This is a genomic window from Gordonia sp. Swx-4, from assembly GCF_030316175.1.
Lineage (GTDB): Bacteria > Actinomycetota > Actinomycetes > Mycobacteriales > Mycobacteriaceae > Gordonia > Gordonia alkanivorans.
The window spans coordinates 4,623,336-4,641,438 of record NZ_CP128197.1; the positions used below are offsets into that span (position 1 = coordinate 4,623,336).

The following is an 18,103-nucleotide window of genomic DNA, read 5'->3' on the forward strand; positions in this document are numbered from 1 at the left end:
GATCTTTCGCCCATGAGCACCAACACCCGCCCCCTCAAGGGTCTCCGCATCGTGGAGGTGTCGAGCTTTGTCGCATCACCTCTGTGCGGTCTGACACTGTCGCAGCTCGGCGCCGAGGTGATCCGCGTCGACCCCATCGGCGGCGCGGCCGACACCAACCGCTGGCCGGTCACCGACGACGGCAACTCCATCTACTGGACCGGCCTCAACCGCGGCAAGAAGTCGGTGACCGCGAACTTCCGGGAACCCGAGGGACAGAAGCTGATCCAGGACCTCGTCACCGAGAGCGGTCCCGGTGGCGGCATCCTCGTCACCAACGCCGGTGGCCGGGCGTGGATGAGTCACGAAACCCTCTCGGCCAAGCGATCCGACGTCATCTCCCTGGAACTCCTCGGTCGTACCGACGGCACGCCCGGCGTCGACTACACGGTCAACGCGGCGCTGGGTTTCCCGGCGATCACCGGTCCCACCGACTACGCGGGTGTGGTCAACCATGCCCTGCCCGCGTGGGATGTCGCCTGCGGCTTGTATGCAGCACTTGCGATCACCGCCGCCGTCCGACGCCGCGATCAGACCGGCGCCGGCGCCCAGATCACGCTGCCGCTGGAGGACACCGCCCTGGCGATCGCGGGAACGCTCGGCTACCTCACCGAACCGCAACTCGGCGTCGGCAGCCGGCCGGCGACCGGGAACGACGTCTACGGCACGTACGGAACGGATTTCGTCACTGCCGACGGCGGCCGGTTCATGCTCGTCGCCCTCACCCCGCGTCACTTCCGGGACCTGGTCGCGATGACCGAGACCGGCGACGCGGTGGCGGCGATCGAGAAGGCCCTCGGTGCCGACTTCACCACCGAAGCCGACCGGTACATCCATCGTGGGGTCCTCACCCCACTGTTCGCCGCGTGGTTCGCACGCCACTCCGCCGCCGAGGTCGACGAGGCCCTGTCGAAGAGCGCGGTGTTGTCGGAGCGCTATCGAACATTCGACGAGGTCGTCGAATCAGGTGTGCTGCAGCAGAATCCGCTGTTCACCGAGCTGTACCAACCGGGCATCGGCACGTACCTCGCTGCCGGCCTCCCGGCCCGGTTCGACGGTGAGCACTACTTCGCCGGACCCGCCCCGGAGCTGGGATCGTCGGCGGGATTCTGACGCCCCCAACAGACAGAGTGCGGGATCAGTGCCGTTTTCCGGCACTGATCCCGCACTGTGTTCAGGTCACCTGTGCGCGAGGTGGTCCGGCCGTGGTGCGGTGCCGCCGAACGGTTCCTGCAGGGCATTCGCCTTCGCGTTGAACACGACGAAGAGGTTGCTCCGCGGGTACGGCGTGATGTTGCCGGCCGAGGCGTGCAGGCAGTTGGAGTCGAAGTAGAGCGCCGAACCCGCCGGTCCGGTGATCGTGTCGATCCCGAGCTCGTCGGCGAGGGTTGCGACATCCTCCTCTTCCGGCGTGCCGAACGGCGGCCGGTACGAGGTCAGTGATTCCCGGTGGTAACCATCGGGAGTCGCGCCGACGCAGCTGACGAAGCGGCGATGCGACCCGGGGATGATCATCAACGGGCCGTTGGTGGACAGGTTCGGGGTGAGCGCCAGCGAGACGCTGAGTGCTCGTGGTGCCGGCATCCCGTCCTCGGCGTGCCAGGTCTCGAAGTCGGAGTGCCAGTAGAAAGGTCCTCCGGCGAAGCCCGGCTTCAGGTTGATCCGACTCTGGTGGATCGTAACCTCGTCGTCCAGGATCTGTTCTGCGACACCGCGAATCGCATCACGATCGCAGATCTCGGCGATGAGGTCGCTGAGCTTGTGAACCGCGAACAGCGAACGTACGTCTCCGCTGGAGGATTCGCGGATCACCCGGTCGTCCTCCCCGAGACGGTCGGTGATGTCGGAGACCTCGCGGAGGCATGCGTCGATATCCGCGGCCGACAGGACCTTGTTCTCGGTGTGGTACCCGCGGTCGGCGTAATGACGCAGCTCGGGGGCCGACAACGGTCCCGGGTTCCCCATGCTGCCCCACACGGTGTTGTGAGGGCGCGGTTCGATCTGGCTGCGGTGGGCGAGACGGGTCCGGTACACGTCGACGCCGCGCGCCTGATCGCCGTTCTTCGGGATTTCGGTTTTTGTGATCTGAGTGTTCTGGTTTGCTGTTTGAGTTACCACGATCGATTCGATCCTTTCCCTCATCCGGCAGGCCGCTCGGGCACAAACATCCGGCGGCAGGCAAGGTGATTGTGTTGTGCGCGAGTCCGCATCACAGGACGGCGGACCGCGAGACGGTACGGCTGCACGGGGCGCGCGATCAGCTGCACGCGCCTGATCAGGCCGTATGAGTGCACCTTGCCAGGGAAATGCGGTCCCCCGCAACCATGCTGGTATGCCGCTTGCGAAACCCCGAGTTGGGGGGTGTATCTCAGACGTGTTGCAGGACCACGGTCGCGATCGACGAGGGCTTGCCCGACGAATTCGCCGACACGACCCGGACGACCGAGAGACTTCGTCCGCGATGCAGGGTCTCCGAGGTGAACGTGGTGGTGTCGGCGGCATTGCACGGACGCACGTAGGTGATGTCGATGCTGGTGGTGCGCAGCTGCCCGTTCGCCTCGACCGAGGACATCGCGGCGAGTTCGGAAGCGCAGATGAGGATTCCACCGTGCACGCTGCCCATGCCGTTGGCCGACAGGGCCGTCGGGGCCATGGTGAGCACGTCGGCGGCGGTGGACACGAGACCCAACTGCTCGCGCACCGGACTCACAGGCGCGTCGAGGACCTCGGCAGTCGCATGTGCCCCCGGGACCGTCGGGGCGTCGACGAGATGCGAGCGCTGGACGACCGTCGCGAGCGGGCGACCGGACGGATCGGACACCGTTCCCGTGGTCATCGCACCCCGCTCGTCACGCGCGACGATCTCGCCGGTGACGGTCAACGGCGTCCCGTCGAGGGGCGGGTCGGCGACGAAGTCCATGCGGATTCCGAGGGACACCGGCCAGCGTCCGTCGGGGCTGCCCGCATCGACCACGTATCCGGTCACGTCGTCGAGGGCGACGGCAAGCGCCGCCCGGTTGACGCCGGCGGCGGGGTCGGCGAGCCACGGCCCGGTCTCGATGCGGGCCTCGCCGCGTTCGGCGGACACGGCGCGCCCACTGATCCGCAGCATGACCTCGGGGCCACCGATGTGGAAGACAGACGAAGTCGTCGGCATGGAACGAACTTACTCAGCGTTCGGAGTTCGCGTACTCCAGGATCACGTCGACGGCACGCGATGCGCTCTGGCAGGCGCCCTCCATCGTGGTGGTCCAGTCGGTCCTGGTCCAGTCGCCGGCGAGGGCCAGGCCGTCGACAGCGGTGCGCTGGTCCGGGCGGATTCCCGCGGTCCCGGGGCGCTGGGCGAACGTCGACTTGGACATCCGGACGACGTGGCTGTGGATCACTTGTGCGTCCGCGGCCTGCGGGTAGTACTTGCGCAGCATGTCCATCTGGATGTCGGTGATCTCGGCGTTGGTCTTGCCGATCAGGTCATACGACGCCGACACCGTCGTCGAGTAGAACCAATTGTCTTTCGGCTCCCGCCCGTGCATGCGCTGGCGGTCCCAGACCTGTTCCAGCACTCCCTCTCCGCCATGAAGGATCTCGCCCCAGTCGGTCATCCCGATCGATCGGTCGAGGTAGAGGTTGACGCTCACGATCGGTACGGGGGTGAGGTTATCGACGGCTTCATAGATCCGCTCGTGTCCCGGGACCTGATCGAGCAGTCCCTTCACGCTCCACACGGGCACCGCGCAGATGACGGCGTCGGCCGCGACCTTCTCCCCGTCGGCGAGCGTCACCCCGGTGACGGCGCGGTCGGTGACGTCGATCGACGAGACCACGGCGCGATGCCGGACGTCCACGCCCGCGTCGGCGAAACGCTTTTCCGCTCCGGCGATGAAGAGGGTGTCGAGGTCCACGGTCGGGAATCCGATGGAGACCGGCGTGCGCGTCGCGATCGCACGGCGAGCACCGGTCACGAGCAGGTCGGCCGGAACCTTCGCCGACGAGATCTCGGTCTTGTCGCCGGTGAGGCCGATGACGATGCCGTCCCAGAGTGCATCGCGCGCCGACTGCGGCATGCCGATGCGACGGAACCACTCGTCGGCGGTCACCTCGTCGAGCCATTCGGGTTGCCGGAACGCGTGCCGGATCAGCCGGGCCTGGGCGAGGGCGGTACGAAGTCGGTCGAGCCCGGTGACGCCGGGGAGGTCGCCGAGCGCCGCTCGCAGGCCGGTCAGTCCGCCGAAAGCCGACCTCCGGGTGGCGCCGCCCCGCATCCGCATGGTCATGTGGCCGGGGAATTCGACATGTTCGCGTGTACCGACACTCTCGAGGTACCGCATGAGGTGCTCGTATCCGCTGGCAAAGACGTGCTGGCCGTTGTCGGGCACGTCGTCCACCGCGGCGAGCGGCATCGAGATGGTCCGACCACCGAGTGAACCGCGCCGCTCGAGCAGCGTCACCCGTTGCCCCGCCTCCGCGAGCCATACCGCCGACGCCAGACCGGCGAGTCCCCCACCAACGACCACGCAATGCATGCGCCACAGCGTAGCCGCCGGCGTTCACCGGCGTGAGATGATTCTCCACCTTCGTCTCAGGACGTCATCTTGACGTTCCTGGCCGCGCCGAGGGCTGCGACGGCCTGCGGCACCAGGGCAAGTGAGAGCACGGCCATCGCCACCGTCCACGAACCGGTCATGTCATTGATCAGGCCGATCAGGATCGGCCCGACCGCGGCCGCGAGGTAGCCCACCGACTGCGCCATCCCGGACACCTGGCCGGTCTGCTTCGATCCCGTGCTGCGAAGAACCATGAAGAGCAGGGACAGGCTGATGGAAGCGCCCGGACCGACCATCACGCACGCCGCCCAGAACCCCGGCCACACGTCGGTGGCGATCAGTCCGATGAAGCCGATCGCACAGACGGCGAGCACCACGAAGGTGACCGCGCGCTGGTCGTCGAACCGTCCGGCGACGATCGGCGCGACCAAGGACATGATGAGGGCCACCACCTGTGCGGACGCGACGACGGCACCCGCCCCCACCGGCGTCATCCCGTTCTCGTCGACCAGATACTGCGGCAACCACGCCACGAAGGTGTAGAAGATCAGCGACTGCGTGCCCATGAAGACGGTCACCGCCCACGCGATCGGATTCCGCAACAACGACGACGTCGGGGTCGCCGCGGTCACCCGGTGCACGTACGACAGCTGCGGGACCCACACGACCACCGCGACCAGCGTGAGAAGTCCCCAGGAAGCGAGCGCGAGACGCCAATCCCCGCCCAGCGCATCGTTGATCGGGACGCTCACCCCCGAGGCGACCGCTGCACCGCCGGAGAGCGTCATCGAGTAGAAGCCGGTCATCAACCCCGACCGATGCGCGAAGTCCCTCTTGATGAGTGCCGGCAGGACGACGTTGCATGTGCCGATGGCAGCGCCGATGACCGCAGACCCGAGGAACAGGGCGATCGACGACGGCACAAGGCGCACGACGATGCCGAGGATCAGCACGAGCAGGGCGCCGAAGATGACCCGTTCGATGCCGAACCGGTTCGCCAGCCGCGGCGCGACGGGGGCCGAGATGCCGAAGAACAGGACGGGCAGCGCGGTGAGCAGACCCGCCACCGCGCTGCTGAATCCGGCGTCGGCGGAGATGGTCCCGATCAGCGGCCCCACCGACACCACGGCGGGACGGAGGTTCGCCGCCACCAGCATCACGCCGACGGCGGTGATGATCACGCCGGCGGTGGTCCGTTCGTTCGTCTCGTGGGGGCGCGTCGTGCGCGACGAAATCACCTGGACCGCGCGATCGCGGCGGAACGGGGAACAGACGGAACCGACATCGTTACGCAACCTAACATTCGACCCGTCCCGGCGGTGGTGCGTGCACGCAACGACAACATCATGGGCGGTCAGGGGACACCGCGAACGACGATGTTCCTCGCGGTAGGCCAACTACAACGAGCCTTCCTCCCGTTCGAACCGCTCGCTGACGACGAACCTCCTCAGCCGGGGAGCGTTTCGCCACCGATCGGAGCCAGCACCTCACCCGTGTAATACGACGACAGCTGATCGGCCGCGAAGAAGACATACGACGGGGCTATCTCGTCGGGCTGTGCGGCGCGACCCATCGGCGCCTGGGTCCCGAAGTCCTTGACGGCGTCAGCCGGCATCGTCGCCGGGATCAGCGGGGTCCACACCGGTCCGGGCGCGACGCAGTTGACGCGAATCTTCCTCTCCATCAGCGACTGTGCGAGGGAGTACGTCAACGCCAGGACCGCACCCTTGGTCGCCGAGTAGTCGATGAGGCTGTCGTTGCCGCGCAAGCCGTTGATCGACGAGGTGTTGATGATGACGCCGCCACCGGTCAGATGAGGCACGGCGGCGCGGGTGGTGTGGAAGAAGCTGTGGATGTTCACGTCGAACGTGCGATACCACTGTTCGGGGTCGACCTCCAGGAAGTCGTCGACCACCTGCTGGTAGGCGACGTTGTTCACCAGGATGTTCAGGCCGCCGAGTTCGGAAACGGTTCGCTCGACGACCTCGGCACAATGTCCCGGGTCACCCAGATCCCCGCGGTACGCCCGCGCCTTGCGTCCTTCGGCCTCGATGAGTTCGACGGTGTGCCGCGCATCCTCGTCCTCTTCGAGATAGGCGATCGCGACGTCGGCGCCCTCCTTGGCGAACGCGATGGCGGTCGCTCGGCCGATACCCGAGTCGCCACCGGTGATCAGCGCAGTCTTACCCGCGAGCAGATCACGGCCGCGGTACTCGGTCATCTCGTCGCGCGGACGATCGGGCATATCGCCGGTCTCACCCGGGTAGGGAATGGTCTTCGCTTCGTGCGGGGAGTTCTCCTGATCGGTCATGGTCGTCGGTTGCCCGCTGCGACGGAGTCGAAACCCTGGCTCCTCCACATCGCACACGTGAATCGGGTTCAGGGATTCCCGTCGGGGATCTCCTGCTCGAGCTGACTGGCTACCAGCCGATCAGATCGCCGAAACCACGCCTCTGAACTGCCATTTCTCGAAGCAGGGCCACCTGGCCGCAGCACGACGCGGGTCGCTTCTCGCGTCCAGCGGATCCCAGGTAAGCTCATATTTCGCCCGAGACCGTCGGCGTGCTGTTTTCGCGTGCCTTTTATTGAAGTCCTAGGGGTGACCGTGCCAAAGATCGACAACATTTCTGCCGATGATTCCCGCATACGGCATGTCGGCAGCTTCCGGTTCCTCTTCGACACCGAGGAATGGTGGTGGTCCGACGAGGTTGCGGAGATGCACGGTTACGAGCCGGGCGAGGTCACCCCGACGACCGAACTGCTGGCCGGGCACAAACACCCCGACGACCGCCATGCGTTCGACGAGATGGTCGCGACGATGCTGAGCCGACGCACGCCGTTCTCCAGCCGCCACCGCATCATCGACCTCTCCGGCACGGTCCATCATGTCGCCGTGGTCTCACAGCAGATCATCGACGACAACGGCCAACCGATCGGCGCCGAGGGCTTCTACCTCGATCTGACCGGTTACGACGAAGAGACGGTCAAATTCCAGGTCGACGAGCACGTCGCGCGGTTCCGCGAGAACCAAGGTGTGATCGAGCAGGCCAAGGGCATGATCTCGATGGCCTACGGAGTCAGTCCTGAACGCGCCTTCGAGGTGATGCGCTGGCGGTCCCAGACTGCCAACGTCAAGGTCAACGAGCTGGCCAAGAACATCGTGTCGGGCGTGCACAGGTACGTGGTGCTACCCGATCCCGTGCGCCAATCCTTCGACCACCTGCTCCTGAACGCTCACCAGAACGAGAACTGAGTTCCGCGCGGCGCGTCGTGGTTTCACGACCCCCCAACCGGGGTATCTGCACACGACGTGCCCATTTGCGGCAGTTCTGCGGCGTGTACGCCGCATCCAGCAGACCCGGTTGAGCACACAGCCGTTCATGTCACAAAGTGAACGGATGGAACAGTGAACGGACGGCTTGGCGGGGAACTCGGCGGTGCGGCAACCCTCGAGATGGTGGACAGCTCACGGACGACGCGAACGAGTACCGCACACATCCGGGTGGCTTCCGTCCCTCAGTCGCACGTCTACGTGAGGCACCTCTCACCGGTGAACGGATCGGTCAGCGTTCTCGACACCGGTTCCGTGTCGGTGACCCGACTTCCCGATCCGGTGCCCGCGGGCGGCGCTGAGGTCCCCGGTCGCTGGTGGCCGCCGCTGATGCTGGATCCGCGGTGGATTGCCGAGCACCACAACGAATTCGACGTGTTCCACATCCACTTCGGCTTCGACGCCGTCGAACCGTCGGTGATGGCCGACATACTCACCGAGCTCGACCGGCACAACAAGCCGCTGGTCTACACGCTGCACGACCTCCGCAACCCGCACCATCCGGAACCCGGCGCCCACGAAGAGGTCCTCGACCTCCTCGTCCCGGCCGCCGACGAGGTCATCACCCTGACCCCGGGTGCGGCCGAACAGATCGCGCAGCGCTGGGCCCGGTCCGCCACCGTGCTCCCGCATCCGCATGTCGTTCCGCCTGCCCGGTTCGTCCCGCGGGAGACACAGACCGACGAGTTCATCGTGGGTGTGCACGCCAAGAGCTTGCGCGCCAACATGGACCCGCTCCCCGTCATCATGACGCTGCTGGAGGCAGCATCCGACTACCCGGACATGACGATCCAGATCAACCTCCACGACGAGGTCTTCGTCCCCGGGAATCACTGGTACAACCCGGACTTCGGCACCACAGCTCTCGCGTTGTCGCGCCACCCGTACGCCCGGGTTCTGGTACACGAGTACTACACCGACGATCAGCTGTGGGACTACCTCGCCAACATCTCGACATCGGTCCTGCCCTACCGGTTCGGAACCCACTCGGGCTGGCTGGAGGCCTGCCACGACCTCGGCACCTCGGTGATTGCGCCGAGCTGCGGGTTCTATGACCAGCAGCAGGAGTGCTTCACCTATGACTTCGCCGAAGACCGATTCGATCCGGAGTCACTGGTTGCCGCACTCTCCCAGGCATATTCCGCTCGACCGGCACCGGCGATGTGGCGCGACCGCCGCACGCAACGGTCGACGATCGCCCAGGCGCACGCCGGCCTCTACACGCGAGTGCTGGATGCGTGAGCCGCTGCGAATCGCAGTCGTCGCGTCCAGCAGATTCCCGATAGCGCAGCCGTTCGCCGGCGGCCTCGAGGCCCATGTCTGGCACCTGACCCGGGCGCTGACCGTGGCCGGCCACGAGGTCACGTTGTTCGCCGGCGCCGGAAGCGACCTGCCGGTTGACTCGGATCGCCTGCGCGCCGAGCTGTTCGAGCCGTCGGCCGCCGCTCGTTCGGATGTGTCGATGCCGCCGATCGAGGTGCTGCAAGACCACCACGCCTACCTGTCGCTGATGCTCTCGTTCACCCGGAACCCCGGCGACTTCGACGTGATCCACAATCACAGCCTGCATCATCTGCCGGTCGCGATGGGCCCATCGGTGGAGACGCCGATGGTCACCACGCTGCACACCCCACCCACGCCCTGGCTCGAGTCGGCGCTGGCACTGGCACCGGAGACCCGGTGCGTCGCGGTCAGCCGGCACACCGCACAGGCGTGGTCGCATGTTCTCGGCTCGATACCGGTGGTGCACAACGGTGTCCAGCTGGACCACTGGCCGATCGGCACCGGCGGAGACGACCTGGTGTGGTTCGGCCGGTTCGTCCCCGAGAAGGGCGCCCATCTCGCGATCGAGGCCGCCCGCATCACCGGCCGCCGATTGCGGCTCGCCGGACCGATCAGCGACGAACATTACTTCCGCGACCGCGTCGCCCCGTTCCTCGGTGACCGCGTCCGCTACGAGGGTCATCTTCACCAGAACGAACTCGCCCGGCTGGTCGGTTCCGCCGGCGCCGCCCTCGTGACGCCGGTGTGGAACGAACCGTACGGGCTCGTCGTCGCCGAATCCCTCGCCTGCGGAACACCGGTGGCCGGATTCGCCCGCGGCGGCATCCCCGAGATCGTCGGCGACACCGCCGGCGTGCTCGTTCCGGGCGACGACGTCGACGCACTCGCCGAGGCCGCCGAGAAGGCGTTCACCCTCGACCGGCGCGAGGTACGCCGACGCGCCGAGGAGCACTGCTCCGACACCGCGATGATCGACCGGTACACCGGCATCTACACCGAGATGGTGGACGACCGGGAACGCCGGAACACCCCGGCGACTGCGGAGGCGTGCCCGGCATGATCGGCTACTACGTCCACCACCAAGGCCGCGGACACTGTTCCCGGTCCGCCGCGATCGCCGCTCACCTTCAGACCGACGTCGTCGCGCTGACCAGCGCCGAACTGACCGACCCCGCCTTCAGCGAGGTGATCACCCTCGACCGGGACGACGCCGATCCCGCCCCCACCGACGTCGACGCGGGCGGACTGCTGCACTGGGCACCCAGCCGTGACGCGGGGCTGCGCAACCGGATGGCCCGGATTGCGGACTTCGTCGGGACCCGTCGGCCGGATGCGATGGTCGTCGACGTGTCGGTCGAGGTCACCCTGTTCCTCCGGCTACTGGGTGTGCCCGTCGTGGTCATGGCGATGCCCGGTGCGCGTGACGATCTACCCCACCAGCTCGCCTACCGCGCCGCCGACGCGATCATCGCGCCCTGGCCCGGCGACCTGTATCGGCCGGACTGGCTGACCGAGCACCTCCCCAAGACCGTCTTCACCGGTGGGATCTCCCGATTCGACGGACGCCCGCAGGTCTGCCATCCGACCTTCGCCGCCGACGTCCTGGTCCTCACCGGCGCAGGCGGCGATCCGGGAACATCGCATCCCGCAACCGGCCTGGCCGAGGCACTCCCCGACCTGAAGGTGGTCGGTCTCGGACCGGCCTTCGGAACCTGGGTCGAAGACCCGTGGCCGTTCCTGTGCAGCGCCCGCCTCGCCGTCATCGGTGCAGGCCAGGGAAGTGTGGCGGATGCCGCCACGGCCGGACGCCCCGCGGTCGTGATGCCGGAGGATCGTCCGTTCGCCGAACAGCGAGCCACCGCGAACACCCTCGCGAGGTCCGAGCTCGCGCTCGTCGCCTCGACGTGGCCCGACGTCGACCGTTGGCGGGCCATCGTGGAGTCGGTCGATGACTCGGCACCGATGTGGTCGCGATGGCAGACCGCCGGCGCCGCCGAGCGCGCGGCCCGCGTTGTCGCAGCGGTGGCCCGATGACGACCGGACCGGCCTCCGATCACGGCATCTCCGACGGCCCCGGCTCCGAAACCGTCGCGGTGATCACCATCGTGTCGGGACGCCACCGGCATCTGCGCCGTCAGCTCGAGGCATTCGAGTACTCGACGGTGCGTCCCGCCGTCCACGTCATCGTCGCCATGAACGACCCCGGCGTCGACACCGTCGTCACGGAATCGGCGCCACCGGGGCATCCGATGCGGGTGGTCCACATCGGCGACGAGCCCAGCACGCTGCCGCTCGCCCACGCCCGAAACACCGGTGCCCGCACCGCGATCGAGGCCGGCGCGACACTGCTGGTGTTCCTGGACGTCGACTGCATCCCCGGACCGGTCATGATCGAACGCTATCTCCGTTCCTGTGCCGCGACACCGGAACTGCGACTCCTCTACTGCGGGCCCGTGACCTACCTGCCGCATGACCAGCCGACCTTCGATCCGCGCGAACTTCACCGCTTTCTCGATCCCCATCCGGCACGACCCGCTCCGGGTCCGTGCCAGACGCAACTGTCGTCGGCGATGACGCTGTTCTGGTCTCTGTCCTTCGCGGTTCACGTCTCCGACTGGCTCGAGATCGGGGGATTCCACACCGGTTACCGCGGCTACGGCGGCGAGGACACCGACTTCGCGATGTGCGCCGCGCGCAACGGGTTTCGGATCGCCTGGGTCGGCGCCGCCGATGCGTATCACCAGTATCACCCGGTGTCGAATCCCCCCGTCGAGCATCTCGAGGACATCCTCCGCAATGCGCGGACGTTCCACCGGCGGTGGGGCTCATGGCCAATGGAGGGATGGCTGGACGGCTTCGCGCAGATGGGCCTCATCCGCTACGACGACACCGCTGACGACTGGCGCCGGACAGCTACGGAGGCGCTACCCGGCTGACGATCGCGGCTACTCCCGGAACTTCGAGAATCCGATGGTCACCCTCCGGGCGTCCTCTCCGGGCGCAGCGTCGGCGTACCTGATGGAATGCGTGTCGGTGACGGTCTGGACGATGCGCCATCCAAAGGTCGACTCGTCCAGTTCGACGTCGTTCACGAGTTCACCCCGGACCTCCCCGACCACCCCGTTGGAGGCGAGGTGCAGGACTATCTCCAGGGAAGATTCCTCGGCGGCCGCGGAGATCATCTGCGAGCAGATCTCGTCCACCGCGACCTTTGCGTCGATCACGTCGTCGAGCGACCAGTCGTCGATGTACAGAGCCGTCTCCACCAGAGCACGCACCAACGCAAGGCGGTCGGTGGCTGCCGGGACCCGCAGGACCGTCGGCAGACTGCCATCGATCGACAGCTGGGATGTGGCGTCAGAGTCGGTCATCAAATGAGTCTTCTTCGCACGTCGTCTTGAGTGGATTCTTATCGGACCGCTCATGAATGCCCCACGCTGACGTCGTCCAAACTGCGTATTTCCATTTGCACGACTCCCCCATGCGCCAACAGCACGACTCGCAACGTTAGCAGAGCACCTTCCGGATCGACACCGCCAACAGCTACGTTGCAGCGCTCTCAGCTGCAACGACGCCGGGTGCGGACGGGTCTGACGTTTCAGGCGGACGCCTCTGCGGTACCCGATCGGCATCCCAACCGAGTTCACACCACCTGGCGAAGGGGCGGCTATGCCAGATCTCACACCGGAACGCGAGGTCGCCTCGCGTGAAGCAATCGCACGCCGACCGGCACGGAAGTCACGCGGCCTGAAGGCCATCGGCCTTCTCGGGTTCGCCTGCCTCGGACTCATGTTGGTGCTCGGCGGCACCGCGATCGCGGCCGGGGCGAGCGACCGGGACGCGACCGTGTGGCTCGCTCTCGGCGCAGTCATCGCCGGCATTTTCGCCGTCGGCCTCCTAGTCGGCAGCCGAGTGCTCCTACGCCGACGTGCGGGTCGCGACGGCGAACGCGCACATCAGGATCCGATCCAGCCGGAGACGACCGCAGAGGAAGCCGAGCGGTACGAGGAGCGCTACCACGGCTTCCCGGTCGACCACACCGGCAAGCACGAACGAGCGCGTGACGAACGCTCCGCAGACCGACACCACGACGGAAAGGCCTGAAATGCGCGCAGTGACCTGGCAGGGAAAACGCAATGTCTCGGTGGAGACCGTGCCCGACCCCAAGATCATCGAACCCACGGACGCCATCATCAAGGTCACTTCGACCAACATCTGCGGTTCCGATCTACACCTCTACGAAGTACTCGGCCCGTTCATGAACGCCGGCGACATCCTCGGCCATGAGCCGATGGGTATCGTCGAGGAGGTCGGTTCGGACACCGGCGACCTCCGGGTCGGGGACCGCGTCGTCATCCCGTTCCAGATCTCGTGCGGCGCATGTCAATTCTGCAACGACGGACTCATGACCCAGTGTTCGACGACCCGCGTGAAAGAACAGGGCATGGGCGCGGCGCTCTTCGGCTACTCGCAGCTCTACGGTTCGGTGCCGGGGGGCCAGGCAGAGTATCTCCGTGTGCCGCAGGCACAATTCACCCACATCAAGGTCCCGCCCGAGAATCCGGACTCACGATACGTGTATCTGTCCGACGTCCTACCGACGGCCTGGCAGGCGGTCGAGTACGCCGAGATCCCCAGCGGCGGAACGGTCACCGTTCTCGGACTCGGCCCGATCGGCGACATGGCCGCGCGCATCGCCTCCCACAAGGGAGCTCGGGTCATCGGCGTCGACCGTGTGCCAGAACGCATCCGGCGCGCACAGGGTCGCGGCATCGAGACGGTGAACTTCGACGAGGTCGACGACGTCGGAGAGGCGATCCGCGACCTCACCGGCGGCCTCGGCACCGACTCCGTCATCGACGCCGTCGGCATGGAGGCCCACGGGTCACCCCTGAACAAGGCGATGCAGACCGTCGTCGGGCTGCTCCCCGATCCGATTGCCCGCAAGGCCATGTCGGAGGCGGGAGTCGACCGGCTCGGCGCCCTCTACTCCGCAATCGACATCGTCAAACGCGGCGGGACGATCTCACTGTCGGGCGTGTACGGCGGTATGGCCGACCCGCTGCCGCTGCTGACCATGTTCGACAAGCAGATCCGGCTGCACATGGGACAGGCCAACGTGAAGCGGTGGGCCGACGACATCCTCCCGCTGCTCACCGACGCCGACCCGCTCGGAGTGGACACCTTTGCCACTCACGAACTACCGCTCGATCAGGCGCCGGAGGCGTACGACAAGTTCCAGCGCAAGGCCGACGGCATGGTGAAGGTCATCCTGAAGCCCTGAGCGGGATCGAGGGCCCATGCCAGGTGCTCCCGGCATGGGCCCTCGGTGACCGCATACGTGGCCCGGCAGCGTCTCACGCGTGCTTGAGCAGCGGCTCCTCGTACTCCTCGTCGTCGGCGACCTCTTCACGCAGAGTTTCGAGGATCCGGGTGAGGAGCCGCGACACGTGCATCTGGGAGATCCCGATCTGGCGAGCGATCTCACTCTGGGACATCGAACGGAAGAACCGCAGGGTGAGGATCGTTCGTTCGCGTTCGGTGAGTCGAGCAAGCGCCGGCTGTAGCGTGACGAACTCCTCGACTATGTCCAGGCGCTCGTCTTCGTCGCCCAGCGTGTCCGCGAGAGTCCAGCCGTCCGTGGACGAACCAGCTTCGGCGTCAATGGAACTCGCGGTGTATGCGGACCGCGCGACCATCCCTTCGATGACCTCGCCGACCGGTAGTCCGAGGTGCTCGGCGATCTCGCTCGGCCGCGGCGACCGTCCGAGGGACTGCAGGAGTTCCTCGCTGGCCTTCGCGATGTTGAGCGAGGCCTCCTGCGCACGACGTGGCACTCTGATCGACCACGTGCTGTCACGGAAATACCTCTTGACCTCGCCCATGACCGTCGGGACGGCAAAAGCGAGGAAATTGTTGCCACGATCGACATCGAATCTGTCGACCGCATGCATGAGACCGATCCGCGCAACCTGGCGCAGATCATCAACCGGTTCACCACGATCGGAGAACCGGCGTGCGACGTGATCCGCGAGCGGTAGGCACCGCTCGATCACTTCGTCGCGTTTCTTGGCACGTAGGTCGTCGTCGCGTTCACTGCGAATCTCTCGCAGTATCGGGAGGACGTCGCTGTAATCGTCGTGCTCGGCGCGTTGTGTCGCCATTTGTCACCACCCAGACGTTCAGATCTTGCGACCGATGGGCTGACTGCTGCCCCATCTAGCATGGATTGATGCCGCGCACGCGACTCGACGCGCATCAGGTACTAGACAATCATGTTCTTCGCCACACGTCCACTTTCGGCGTCTCACAATGCGGGATTTCTTGACGACTTTCTACCGTGACCCGAGTCGGTCTTGTTCGGCATCCGAAGGACCCGTAGGGTAGGGGTGCGGTTCAGGTCGGAGCCGCGCACTAAAGAGCGAGTGGGCACCCAAGGTCCCTCGACTCACGCGACATCACGGCTTATCTCCGTTCAGGACGATCGTGAACTTGGGTTCCGCTCGAACACCAGCGGGCACTCGCCGGGTTCGGTCCACAACAGATCGCCCCTGCAAACGCTTCCACTGAGATGAGACCACCTCATGCCGCTCACCACATCCACCGTTTTCCGTTCGGCGTTCGACGTCGGCACCGGCTCCCCTGAGCGCACGTCACCGCGACGTTTCGATTGCGCGAAATCGTATTGTGTACAGCGCTTTTCCGGCAGCGTCGACCGCGAGACGGCGGCGGACTTCGCTGCTGCGCTCGATCGCGTCGCGCGCGATCGTATCCACGGCGTCGTCCTGGACTTCTCCGCGGTCAACTTCTTCGGCACGGTCGGACTCGTACTGCTGCAGACCTTCGTCGACGATGCCGCGAAGCGCTCTACTCCAGTCGTCCTGGTCGGCGAACGAACTGTCAGCCGCCCCCTCGAACTCTGCGGGATGGCCGGCCGGGTTCGCGTCTTCGAGACCGTCGACGAGGCCGGCCGCACGCTCACCGAAGGCGAGATCGGCCCCAGCACAACAGAGTTCGCGGTCTCCGAGTAGAACTCGACGCAGCGCGCCGGCAGGTCACCTCTTGAGGGTGATCTGCCGTGCTATCTCCACCAGTTTGGTGTTCGACTCCTGGGACAGCTTCTTCAGGAGATCGAACGCTGCCAGCGCATCGATGTCGAAACGCTCCATCAGGATGCCCTTCGCCTGCCCGATCACGTCACGATTGGCCAGAGCGCTGTTGAACTGCTGGTCCTTCTTGATGGTGTTCCAGGCCAGCGCGGCATGGGTCGCGTACACGACGCCGATGTCCTCGGCGTGCAGGTCGAAGACATTCGGTTCGTCCGCGAAGAGGTTGAGCGCCCCGATCTTGTTGCGATTGGCGAAGAGCTGGAACGACAACACGGATCGGATCGGCACCTCGCCCATCGCCCGGCTCCGGTATTTCGGCCACCGCTCGTCGTTCTGGAGATCGTCGACGCGGACCACCCGGTCGTGCAGGGCTGCCGACAGGCAGGGCCCCTCTCCGACATCGGCCTGGATCCGGTCGTGGATCTCCGCGATCTCGTGGGTTGCCCCGAACGATTCGATGGAGCGCCGGTCGGTGGCGACCGTGAGTCCGGCGTACTGGGCTCCGGGGATCTCGGCCACCGCACCGGCCACGATCGTCTTGGCCACCTGTTCGTCGTCGGCTTCGTCGCCGTGCAGCCCTCGTGCCAGCTCCGCGATGCGGAGATGAACATTGTCGGTCGCTTCGGTCACGATCGAACTCCTCTCGAGGCGGCCGACCACGTAGCGAGCCCGGGTCGACACCGCCGCACTGCCCCAGACCCGAATACCAACGTAGCGCCTGCAAACCTCATGAACGGGGTTTCACGGTCCCTGAACGACGTTCCTCCCGCGTACGACGCTCTGGCAGGCTCTGCACCATGCTCCCCATCCTCGACCTCGGCGACGCGGACACCGCCCCCGCGACCTTCCGTGCTGCGCTTCGGGAAGCCGCTCACGACCACGGGTTCTTCTACCTGACCGGCCACGGGGTGCCGGGCGAGTCGCTCACCGAGGTCATGCGGCTGGCACGCGAGTTCTTCGCACTGCCCGACGAGGCCAAGAACGAGATCAGTCAGCTCCAGAGCCCACAGTTCCGCGGGTACTCGCGGCTCGGTGGTGAACTGACCAACGGCAAGGTGGATTGGCGCGAGCAGATCGACATCGGCCCCGAACGCGCGGTCATCCCCGGCGCAGAGGGCTACTGGAGGCTGCAGGGACCGAATCTCTGGCCTTCGTCGCCTGCCGGCTTCCGCACCGCCTTCGAGGATTGGGGTGCTGCGCTGTCGGAAGTCGGGTTGCGGTTGCTGCGGCACTGGTCGGTGTCGCTCGGCGCCCCGGAATCCTTCTTCGACGCGGCGTTCGCCGAACTGCCGGCGACCCTGATCAAGGTCGTTCGCTACCCGGGGACCGCCGACAGCGCCCAGGGCGTCGGCGCCCACAAGGACTCGGGAGTACTGACCCTGCTGCTGGTCGAACCCGGCTCCGAGGGCCTGGAGGTCGAGACAGCTGCAGGCAGCTGGGTGGAGGTCCCGCCCGTCGAGGGCGCGTTCATAGTCAACATCGGCGAACTGCTCGAGGTCGCGACCGGGGGCTACCTCCGTGCGACCCGGCATCGGGTCCGCGCACCCCGCCCCGGGACCGACCGGGTCTCGATCCCGTTCTTCCTCAATCCCGCGCTCGATGAGGTCATCCCGATCATCGACCTCCCGCCCGAACTGGCGACAGCGTCGCGCGGCGTCGAAACCGATCCGGACAACCCGATCTTCAGCACCTACGGTGAGAACGCCTGGAAGTCGCGCACCCGCGCCCATCCCGATGTTGCCGAGTTGCATCACGGAATCATCCCGTCCCAGCCTGTTTCGGCGTACTGAGCCTTT

Annotated in this window: 18 protein-coding genes; 10 read left to right on the top strand and 8 right to left on the bottom strand. The window is 66.4% G+C overall.

What is annotated here, in order from left to right; translation table 11 throughout:
- The first annotated feature begins 12 nt into the window (after positions 1-12).
- Positions 13-1,152: a CoA transferase gene (locus PWF70_RS20945; protein WP_006358165.1), complete on the top strand. Its 1,140-nt coding sequence runs from the start codon at positions 13-15 to the stop codon at positions 1,150-1,152.
- A gap of 66 nt (positions 1,153-1,218) precedes the next feature.
- Here the strand turns inward: PWF70_RS20945 and PWF70_RS20950 are convergent, their stop codons facing one another.
- The 5 genes from PWF70_RS20950 to PWF70_RS20970 form a co-directional block, all read right to left on the bottom strand.
- Positions 1,219-2,157: a phytanoyl-CoA dioxygenase family protein gene (locus PWF70_RS20950; RefSeq protein WP_006358166.1), complete on the bottom strand. Its 939-nt coding sequence runs from the start codon at positions 2,155-2,157 to the stop codon at positions 1,219-1,221.
- A 250-nt stretch (positions 2,158-2,407) separates the two neighbouring features.
- Positions 2,408-3,196: a PaaI family thioesterase gene (locus PWF70_RS20955; RefSeq protein ID WP_006358167.1), complete on the bottom strand. Its 789-nt coding sequence runs from the start codon at positions 3,194-3,196 to the stop codon at positions 2,408-2,410.
- Positions 3,197-3,209: 13 nt separating this feature from the next.
- A complete protein-coding gene (locus PWF70_RS20960) occupies positions 3,210-4,562 on the bottom strand; it encodes a hydroxysqualene dehydroxylase (protein ID WP_006358168.1) in 1,353 nt (450 codons plus the stop codon).
- A gap of 56 nt (positions 4,563-4,618) precedes the next feature.
- Positions 4,619-5,764 (bottom strand): CynX/NimT family MFS transporter, encoded by a 1,146-nt coding sequence (locus PWF70_RS20965; protein WP_006358169.1) that lies wholly within the window; start codon positions 5,762-5,764, stop codon positions 4,619-4,621.
- Positions 5,765-6,030: 266 nt separating this feature from the next.
- Entirely contained in the window at positions 6,031-6,894 is an 864-nt protein-coding gene (locus PWF70_RS20970; protein ID WP_006358170.1) for an SDR family oxidoreductase, read from the bottom strand.
- 294 nt (positions 6,895-7,188) lie between these two features.
- Here PWF70_RS20970 and PWF70_RS20975 point away from each other — a divergent pair, with 294 nt between their 5' ends.
- The 5 genes from PWF70_RS20975 (at position 7,189) to PWF70_RS20995 (ending at position 12,134) form a co-directional block, all read left to right on the top strand.
- Positions 7,189-7,836, top strand: a complete 648-nt coding sequence (locus PWF70_RS20975; RefSeq protein WP_006358171.1) for a PAS and ANTAR domain-containing protein — start codon at positions 7,189-7,191, stop codon at positions 7,834-7,836.
- Between the two features lie 153 nt (positions 7,837-7,989).
- The gene (locus tag PWF70_RS20980) at positions 7,990-9,156 is read left to right on the top strand and encodes a glycosyltransferase family protein (protein ID WP_006358172.1); all 1,167 of its coding nucleotides are present in this window, start codon (positions 7,990-7,992) and stop codon (positions 9,154-9,156) included.
- Positions 9,149-10,258 (top strand): glycosyltransferase family 4 protein, encoded by a 1,110-nt coding sequence (locus tag PWF70_RS20985; protein ID WP_006358173.1) that lies wholly within the window; start codon positions 9,149-9,151, stop codon positions 10,256-10,258. Before PWF70_RS20980 ends, PWF70_RS20985 begins: the two co-directional genes overlap by 8 nt.
- On the top strand, positions 10,255-11,232 hold the full coding sequence (locus PWF70_RS20990) for a hypothetical protein (RefSeq protein WP_006358174.1): 978 nt from the start codon (positions 10,255-10,257) through the stop codon (positions 11,230-11,232). The genes PWF70_RS20985 and PWF70_RS20990 overlap by 4 nt, the downstream gene beginning before the upstream one ends.
- On the top strand, positions 11,229-12,134 hold the full coding sequence (locus tag PWF70_RS20995) for a glycosyltransferase family 2 protein (RefSeq protein WP_042375273.1): 906 nt from the start codon (positions 11,229-11,231) through the stop codon (positions 12,132-12,134). The genes PWF70_RS20990 and PWF70_RS20995 overlap by 4 nt, the downstream gene beginning before the upstream one ends.
- A gap of 9 nt (positions 12,135-12,143) precedes the next feature.
- On the opposite strand, the gene PWF70_RS21000 is transcribed toward PWF70_RS20995, so the two are convergent.
- Positions 12,144-12,569, bottom strand: a complete 426-nt coding sequence (locus PWF70_RS21000; RefSeq protein ID WP_006358176.1) for an anti-sigma factor — start codon at positions 12,567-12,569, stop codon at positions 12,144-12,146.
- 298 nt (positions 12,570-12,867) lie between these two features.
- Between PWF70_RS21000 and PWF70_RS21005 the strand changes: the two genes are divergently transcribed.
- Both PWF70_RS21005 and PWF70_RS21010 read left to right on the top strand, forming a co-directional pair.
- Positions 12,868-13,302: a hypothetical protein gene (locus PWF70_RS21005; RefSeq protein WP_006358177.1), complete on the top strand. Its 435-nt coding sequence runs from the start codon at positions 12,868-12,870 to the stop codon at positions 13,300-13,302.
- 1 nt (position 13,303) lies between these two features.
- Positions 13,304-14,482 (top strand): zinc-dependent alcohol dehydrogenase, encoded by a 1,179-nt coding sequence (locus tag PWF70_RS21010; RefSeq protein WP_006358178.1) that lies wholly within the window; start codon positions 13,304-13,306, stop codon positions 14,480-14,482.
- Between the two features lie 73 nt (positions 14,483-14,555).
- Here the strand turns inward: PWF70_RS21010 and PWF70_RS21015 are convergent, their stop codons facing one another.
- Entirely contained in the window at positions 14,556-15,362 is an 807-nt protein-coding gene (locus PWF70_RS21015) for a SigB/SigF/SigG family RNA polymerase sigma factor (protein WP_006358179.1), read from the bottom strand.
- A 420-nt stretch (positions 15,363-15,782) separates the two neighbouring features.
- Here PWF70_RS21015 and PWF70_RS21020 point away from each other — a divergent pair, with 420 nt between their 5' ends.
- Complete coding sequence (locus tag PWF70_RS21020; protein ID WP_006358180.1) at positions 15,783-16,229, top strand: STAS domain-containing protein; 447 nt, start codon at positions 15,783-15,785, stop codon at positions 16,227-16,229.
- A gap of 24 nt (positions 16,230-16,253) precedes the next feature.
- Here PWF70_RS21020 and PWF70_RS21025 read toward each other — a convergent pair whose 3' ends face one another.
- The gene (locus PWF70_RS21025) at positions 16,254-16,937 is read right to left on the bottom strand and encodes a GAF and ANTAR domain-containing protein (protein WP_006358181.1); all 684 of its coding nucleotides are present in this window, start codon (positions 16,935-16,937) and stop codon (positions 16,254-16,256) included.
- A gap of 167 nt (positions 16,938-17,104) precedes the next feature.
- Here PWF70_RS21025 and PWF70_RS21030 point away from each other — a divergent pair, with 167 nt between their 5' ends.
- Positions 17,105-18,097, top strand: coding sequence for an isopenicillin N synthase family dioxygenase (locus PWF70_RS21030; RefSeq protein WP_006358182.1), 993 nt, complete (start codon positions 17,105-17,107; stop codon positions 18,095-18,097).
- Positions 18,098-18,103: the final 6 nt, after the last annotated feature.

Excerpts from the sequence above, each read along its gene's own strand:
- PWF70_RS20990 (WP_006358174.1), top strand. The coding sequence starts at position 10,255 with ATGATCGGCTACTACGTCCACCACCAAGGCCGCGGACACTGTTCCCGG.
- PWF70_RS21005 (WP_006358177.1), top strand. The coding sequence starts at position 12,868 with ATGCCAGATCTCACACCGGAACGCGAGGTCGCCTCGCGTGAAGCAATC.
- PWF70_RS20955 (WP_006358167.1), bottom strand. The coding sequence starts at position 3,196 with ATGCCGACGACTTCGTCTGTCTTCCACATCGGTGGCCCCGAGGTCATG.
- PWF70_RS21010 (WP_006358178.1), top strand. The coding sequence starts at position 13,304 with ATGCGCGCAGTGACCTGGCAGGGAAAACGCAATGTCTCGGTGGAGACC.
- PWF70_RS20995 (WP_042375273.1), top strand. The coding sequence starts at position 11,229 with ATGACGACCGGACCGGCCTCCGATCACGGCATCTCCGACGGCCCCGGC.
- PWF70_RS21000 (WP_006358176.1), bottom strand. The coding sequence starts at position 12,569 with ATGACCGACTCTGACGCCACATCCCAGCTGTCGATCGATGGCAGTCTG.
- PWF70_RS21030 (WP_006358182.1), top strand. The coding sequence starts at position 17,105 with ATGCTCCCCATCCTCGACCTCGGCGACGCGGACACCGCCCCCGCGACC.
- PWF70_RS20945 (WP_006358165.1), top strand. The coding sequence starts at position 13 with ATGAGCACCAACACCCGCCCCCTCAAGGGTCTCCGCATCGTGGAGGTG.
- PWF70_RS21020 (WP_006358180.1), top strand. The coding sequence starts at position 15,783 with ATGCCGCTCACCACATCCACCGTTTTCCGTTCGGCGTTCGACGTCGGC.
- PWF70_RS20970 (WP_006358170.1), bottom strand. The coding sequence starts at position 6,894 with ATGACCGATCAGGAGAACTCCCCGCACGAAGCGAAGACCATTCCCTAC.
- PWF70_RS20960 (WP_006358168.1), bottom strand. The coding sequence starts at position 4,562 with ATGCATTGCGTGGTCGTTGGTGGGGGACTCGCCGGTCTGGCGTCGGCG.
- PWF70_RS21015 (WP_006358179.1), bottom strand. The coding sequence starts at position 15,362 with ATGGCGACACAACGCGCCGAGCACGACGATTACAGCGACGTCCTCCCG.
- PWF70_RS20985 (WP_006358173.1), top strand. The coding sequence starts at position 9,149 with ATGCGTGAGCCGCTGCGAATCGCAGTCGTCGCGTCCAGCAGATTCCCG.